Source organism: Desulfovibrio sp. (assembly GCF_035644575.1).
Taxonomy (GTDB): Bacteria; Desulfobacterota; Desulfovibrionia; order Desulfovibrionales; family Desulfovibrionaceae; genus Desulfovibrio.
The window spans coordinates 1-6,006 of sequence record NZ_DASQOG010000008.1 but is presented as its reverse complement, the minus strand read 5'-3'; the positions used below and the strand labels follow the sequence as shown (position 1 = coordinate 6,006).

3 protein-coding genes are annotated in these 6,006 nt (G+C 57.0%); all 3 read left to right on the top strand.

Annotated elements, in window-relative coordinates; translation table 11 throughout:
* Positions 1-29: 29 nt before the first annotated feature.
* The 3 genes from VEZ52_RS00400 to VEZ52_RS00390 all read left to right on the top strand — a co-directional run bounded on the left by VEZ52_RS00400 (position 30) and on the right by VEZ52_RS00390 (position 5,719).
* The gene (locus VEZ52_RS00400; protein ID WP_324835048.1) at positions 30-1,148 is read left to right on the top strand and encodes a sigma-54 dependent transcriptional regulator; all 1,119 of its coding nucleotides are present in this window, start codon (positions 30-32) and stop codon (positions 1,146-1,148) included.
* Positions 1,149-1,221: 73 nt separating this feature from the next.
* Positions 1,222-4,680 (top strand): tetratricopeptide repeat protein, encoded by a 3,459-nt coding sequence (locus tag VEZ52_RS00395; protein WP_324835047.1) that lies wholly within the window; start codon positions 1,222-1,224, stop codon positions 4,678-4,680.
* Between the two features lie 298 nt (positions 4,681-4,978).
* Complete coding sequence (locus tag VEZ52_RS00390; protein WP_324835046.1) at positions 4,979-5,719, top strand: DUF4851 domain-containing protein; 741 nt, start codon at positions 4,979-4,981, stop codon at positions 5,717-5,719.
* Positions 5,720-6,006 lie beyond the last annotated feature (287 nt).

Sequence of the window (6,006 nt, the reverse complement as noted above, 5' to 3'; positions counted from 1 at the left end):
GAAAGGATATGCACGCGGAGAATGCACACATGGAGTTGAATACCAGCGGCATTATCGGCCAGAGCACCAGCCTCGCCGAAGTCTTCAAGGTTCTCGGCAAGGTTGCGCCCACGGACAGCACTGTGCTTGTAACTGGTGAATCGGGAACTGGCAAGGAATTGCTGGTTCGCGCGCTTCACGCCAACAGCCGCAGGGCTGACAAGCCCTTTGTACCCATCAACTGCGGGGCCATCCCCAAAGAACTGCTTGAAAGCGAACTTTTCGGTCACGAAAAGGGCGCCTTTACGCACGCCATCCGCTCGCGGCAAGGCCGTTTTGAAATGGCCGACGGAGGCACCATCTTTCTGGATGAAATCGGTGAGATGGAGTTAAGCCTTCAGGTCAAGATTCTGCGTGTGCTGCAAGAAAAGGAAATCGAGCGCGTGGGCGGCACTGGCTGCAAAAAGGTGGATGTGCGTATTGTGGCCGCCACCAACCGTGATCTTGAGGTTGAGGTCGCCGCTGGGCGCTTCCGCGAAGATCTGTACTATCGCCTGAACGTCATTCCCCTGCATTTGCCGCCGCTGCGCCAGCGTGGCAACGATGTGCTGTTGCTTGCGCGTTATTTTCTCAACCATTTCTGCACCAAAAAAGCGCGCGATCCCATGCTGCTTGATGAAACAACGCGGCGTATTCTGGCGGCCTACAGCTGGCCCGGCAACGTGCGCGAGCTTGAGAACTTCATGGAGCGCCTGAGCATCCTTGTGGATGGCGATACGGTGTGCATGGATGATCTGCCGCGCAAGATTCTGGATCAGGTGGGCGATGTGTCGCTGCTGCCCCCGGTGGTTGAGGATGCCCCTGCGTGCGAGCCCGAAGCGGAGCTTCTCGCTGAACCCACCGCAGATGACGGCGTGGAGCAGGCACCCGCCCCCGTGCCGCAGGTTGAAGCCGCAATGCCCGTTGCAGCCAACGGAGCTTTCGTGTGGCCCAATCTGACGGTTTTGACGGCTCAGGGGCAGAACCTGAAAGATTTTCTTGATGCTGTGGAAAGCCGCCTTATTGATGAGGCTCTGGCAAAGGCAGAGGGAGTAAAAAATCAGGCCGCCGAGCTTTTGGGCATCAAGCGGACAACGCTTATTGAAAAGCTCAAAAAACGCAGTATGTAGCGGCATAATATTTGCATAAAATTTGCGTTGGATTTTGCGGCTCAGACGCCACTACATATCCTGCGAAGTGCAAGTGAACACACAACTTTTCGCCGCCGTGACACGGCCTCATATTTCTGCCCGCAAGGGTGCGATTCCCCAACGCTGCTCACGTGTTGGGGCTTTGCTGCTGATTGCGAGCCTCTTGCTGCCCGCGCAGCCTTCGCACGGCATGAGCTGGAACTGGGCGCCCATTGCAGATACTGACGCAGCCGCAGCTGCCGGGCAACAGTCAAAAAGTTCACAACCCGCCGGGGAAAGGTTGCGCCTTACGCTCGACAGCCCCGGTCAGGTGCACAGGCTCCTGCGCACCGGCAATACCTTGCTTCTCTACCTTGACGACCCTTCCGCAACGCTTGAACGCAGCGGCGCAGCGCCTTCTGCGGGTGCGCTGCTCGACAGCATCGGGCTTTCCAACGGCCAGTTGCGCATTACGCTTTCCCCCAAGGCCGTGAACCATGTCATGCGCCGGTCTTCTCCTTCTGAACTGGATATAGAAATTTTTGCCGCCGGAACCCAGAAAGGGGAAAATTCCTCTCGTCTGGATGCGGCGGGTGTGCCGGTGGGCAACGTGTCTGCTGATTCAGAAGGGCAGGGCGCTTCTTTTGCCGTTAACCTGCCCGCAGATGCCGCAGTGGGGTTATTGCAAAAGACCCAAAAGCTGCTGGCCGATGTACAGCAGGGTGTAAAGGCCTTGCCCATTGCCAGCCTGTTTACTACTGACCTGTTTGACGCGGGTAAGGCAAAACTGGCGGATTTGAGCCAGAAATTTTCCGCCCTTGGTTCGACCAAGACTGCGGAAGCCGCCGAAGTGCCGCAAGCCGCAGGCGGTGCGGGCAGCCCCGCCGTGACGCTGGACGGACAGAGCCTCATGAGCCGGGTGAACCCCGGCGGGCCGGAAAACTGGCCTGACAGTAAGGGGCTTTCTACATCAATCACCAGCAATGTTTCTGCTGCGGCTCCGGTCACAGCGCCAGCACCGGCGGCTCCGGTTGCGCCCGTGAACCAGCCAGCCAGCCAGCCAGTAACTCAGCCTGCAACGCAGCCCGTCACAAGACCGGTTGCTCAGCCTGCCCCTGCCCCGCAAAATGGAGTCCAGCGCGCGGCAGCGCCCGCAACTCCAGCCGTTGCGCAACCGCAAGCTCAGCCCGTTCCACAGCCTGTCCAGCAGGCAGTGCCGCAGGCCATACCGCAGCCAGCACTCCAACCAGCCCCGCAGCCTGCGCCGCAGGTAAAAACTGCACCGGTTCAGCAGCCAGCGCCCGCCGCAGCTTCCACACCTCCGCCTGCCCCTGTGGCCGGTCAGGCAAAGCCGAACGGCGCGGGCGGTAATGTATCCGGCAAGGTTTCGGATAATGTAGTGGGCCTGCCCCATGCCGAAGAAAAAGGCGGTCACGGGGCCGCTGCTCCCAAGGAAGAACCCCGGCCGATAGTCTACGTGGACGAACAGGGCAATCCTGTTGCCAAGCCTGCTGATCCGGAAAAAATGATGGAAGAGGCTGAGCGGCTCATCAAGGAACGCAAGTTCATTGAGGCCTTGCCGCAGTTGGAAAAACTGAAGGAAATGCCCACCATCAGCGCCGATATGCGTCTTAAAACGCTGTATTACATCAGCGATTGCGTATGGGCCAGATATGCCGATAATCCGCTGGCTGGCTTTGAACCTATTGTTTCAGCCACCAGTGAAGCCATGAATTTTGACCTGCGTTCTCCCCGCGTGCCGGAGGCCCTCCTGCGTCTGGGGCTGGTCAACGTCAACGTGGGCAATCTGGTAGACGCCGGGGGCTACATTGTGGCCATGTATCGGCGCTATCCGGATTATCCCGGCGTGGCGCAGGGTTTTACGGCCTTGGGCAAGGCGCAGCTCAAGAGACACATGGATGCACAGGCGGAGCAGTCCTTTGCCATCGTGCTCGACAAATACCCTGAATCCTCCTTTTTGCAGGAGGCGTCCGTGGGGCTTGCCCAGGCGCTGAACAACCAGCGCAAGTACACCAATGCGCAGGTTATTCTCGACTTTATAAGCAAGCGCTGGCCCCGCTATTATATTGAAGACCCCACATTCCTGTTTTTGCAGGGCGCCAATGATGAGGCTCTGGACAAACCCGTTGCGGCCCTGACCCTGTACTGGCTGTATTACAACCTTGTGCCCGGGCAAAAGGGCAATGACGACCTGCTCCTCAAAATGGGCGACATGTACACCCGCCTTGGCAACAAGAGCGGGGCAGAATTTCTGTATTCCTATTTGACGCGGCATTTTGCGGGAACTCATGCGGCAAATATGGCAAATTTGCGGCTGGCCGAGGGTGGCATTTATGATTCGCCCATCAATTATGAGGCCATGACCCAGGTTTTTGCCAGAGCCGCCAGTGGCAATCTGCCCAAGGTTTACGCCAACCTTGCGGCGGCCTCGCGCACTGCGCCGGAGTCTGTACTTGCGCGGCTCAAGGAGGCCATGTGGCTCTATTGGAGCAAGCGTTATACCGAGGCCATGGGCAAGGCCGCAGATTTTATTGATGGTTACCCAGAAAACGCCAACGTGGCGCAGGCCCGCGATATTATCTGGCTTGCTTTTCAAAAAGAACTTGCCAATTCCATGGCTGAAAAAAACTATGGGCGCATTCTCATTTTGTGGAATGGCTTTCCCCTGGTGCGTGAGCGCTACGGGGCTATAGACCCGCGTATGCGCTATGCCTTGGCGCAGGGCTTGCTTGAACGGGGAGATACGGAACAGGCCCTTGGCATGTTAGCGGAATTTTTGAAGTCGCCCATGGATCCCCAGTATGGGGAAGCGACTTTTACGGAATTTTTCAACCGCTATCTTCAGGCCGGGGCCTGGGCAAAGATTCTTGATCTTGGCAAACTGGTGGCCACCTGGCCGCTGAACCCCCAATTGCGTACCCAGCTTGATTACGCCATGGCGCTCTCGGCCCAGAACCTCAATCTGAACGGGGCTGCTCTCGCCATGTGGCAAAAGCTTGCCGAGCGGCAGGATATCCCGCTCTATCAGCGGGCCTACGCCACATACTTTCTTGCCCGTGATGCCGAACAGCGCAAGGACATTCGCAATTCCTACACGCTGAACCGCAAGGTTATTGATCTCTTTACCCAGTTGCAGAACGAACGTTCCGACAAGGCCGATCCGCAGCGCATCAAGGATGCCATACTTTCACTGATGGATATCTGCGAGGTGGGCAACCGTGTGCCGGAAGCCCTGGAATGGCTTGCGCGTTACAATGCCTTTGTGCCCAAGGAATCGCCGGAATATCCGGGCTTGCGCTTCCGCGAGGCCCGGCTGTATCGCAAGCTGGGCGATGCCACGCGGGCTCAGGCTCTGCTTGAGGATATTGTGCGCAACCATGCAGATTCTCCTTTTGCCAGGGCGGCCACGGCGGAACTGCACACCTTTGAGGTTTCGCGCGATCTGCAAAACTACCTGCCCGGCGGGGCAGGCAGTCAGGCTGCGCCCGCCGCCAAGCCTGCCGCTCCCTAGCTTCCCCGTTTTTTATCCTTCGCGCTTGTGCCCCTTGTCTGGCTGGCTGGCACGCCTACCGCTGTCGGCCCAGGCGCGTCTTGCATGAGGGCACTGAATCCCTTCCATATGCCAGTCAGGCATGTGAGGGCGCATTGCATGCGTCCACTCCTTGGAATATAATCAGACACAACAGCAGTTCCTCCGTGGGGTGGAATTGCCTGTCTAATGCAATTTTAATGGATAAGTGCGATGGAACGTCCCGCAAGCTTCACACGATGACGCGGGATCTATGTGCGCCGTCAGCCTTGGAGGGCATATGAACAGAGTGCTTCTTTGCGTTACACTCGGCCTGCTTGCCTTGATGGCCGGATGCACCGGCGCATTGCAAAGGGGAATGCAGAACAAGGCCTATGTTTCCACAGCCCGCCCGGCCATCAGCATCAAGGCCGTGAACATGGCCCTGCTTACCGGCGGCGAAACAAGCGTCAGCCTTGATGACGCAGGCATTATCGGCGGCTTGCCGCTGCATGCCTGGGTTGCAGTTTACGGCAAGGGCGATCCCCAAAGCCCCCTGGCCATTGTGGGATTGGCTGAGGTGCCGCGCGGCTGGTACTGGGACAGTGATGGGCAGCGCCCCTTTAGCGTTGATAAGGGTGTGGAGATTTTCAACAATGACGGCTTTGCGGCCAGCACCTATATTGTGGACAGTAAAAGGGATGCATTTTCAGCCCTTGCAGGGCTGACGGACGAAGCAAAGCCCATGCGCTGGCTGACGCGCGGTTTTGCCGCCAGATACAATTTTAATGACACCAAGGTGATACTGGAATACAGAGAACCCCTGCCTGAAAATCTTGCCGGGCAGGAAAGCCTGACAGAAAGCCAGACTGACCAGCTCCGTGCCTTTGAGCAGCGCGCCAGCGCAGCCTTTGCCGTTGCTTCTGTATCAGAACATATGACTGGAATTACGGAAGGATATGCAAAGAATATTCGTGGGCAGTATCTGGATCACCGCTTCTGGGGAACTGCATCAAAGTATGACACATTTGTCTTAAAGTAGCATGTTCTCGCGGTAATCTGACATTACACCGGGATTCCGCTAGGGAGGTCGCTTGGGAAAGTTTTTTCAAGCGGCCTCCCTGTTTTTTACGTTTGTTGCGCCTGCACCGACACTAAGTAACTGCAACAAGTTAATACATTCTGGATTAATGGTTATGTAAAATTTGCAACACAATTTTATATTATAGGGTATAGTACATTGACGAAACAATAGCTGCTGTGTATGTTCTCCCCATCAGGATGGGAGGGGGACCGACTGTTCTGTCAATGAGCCGATCAGGCGGGTAC

Bases quoted from the DNA above. Each gene is read 5' to 3' on its own strand.
- VEZ52_RS00400 (WP_324835048.1), top strand. From the start codon at position 30: ATGGAGTTGAATACCAGCGGCATTATCGGCCAGAGCACCAGCCTCGCC.
- VEZ52_RS00390 (WP_324835046.1), top strand. From the start codon at position 4,979: ATGAACAGAGTGCTTCTTTGCGTTACACTCGGCCTGCTTGCCTTGATG.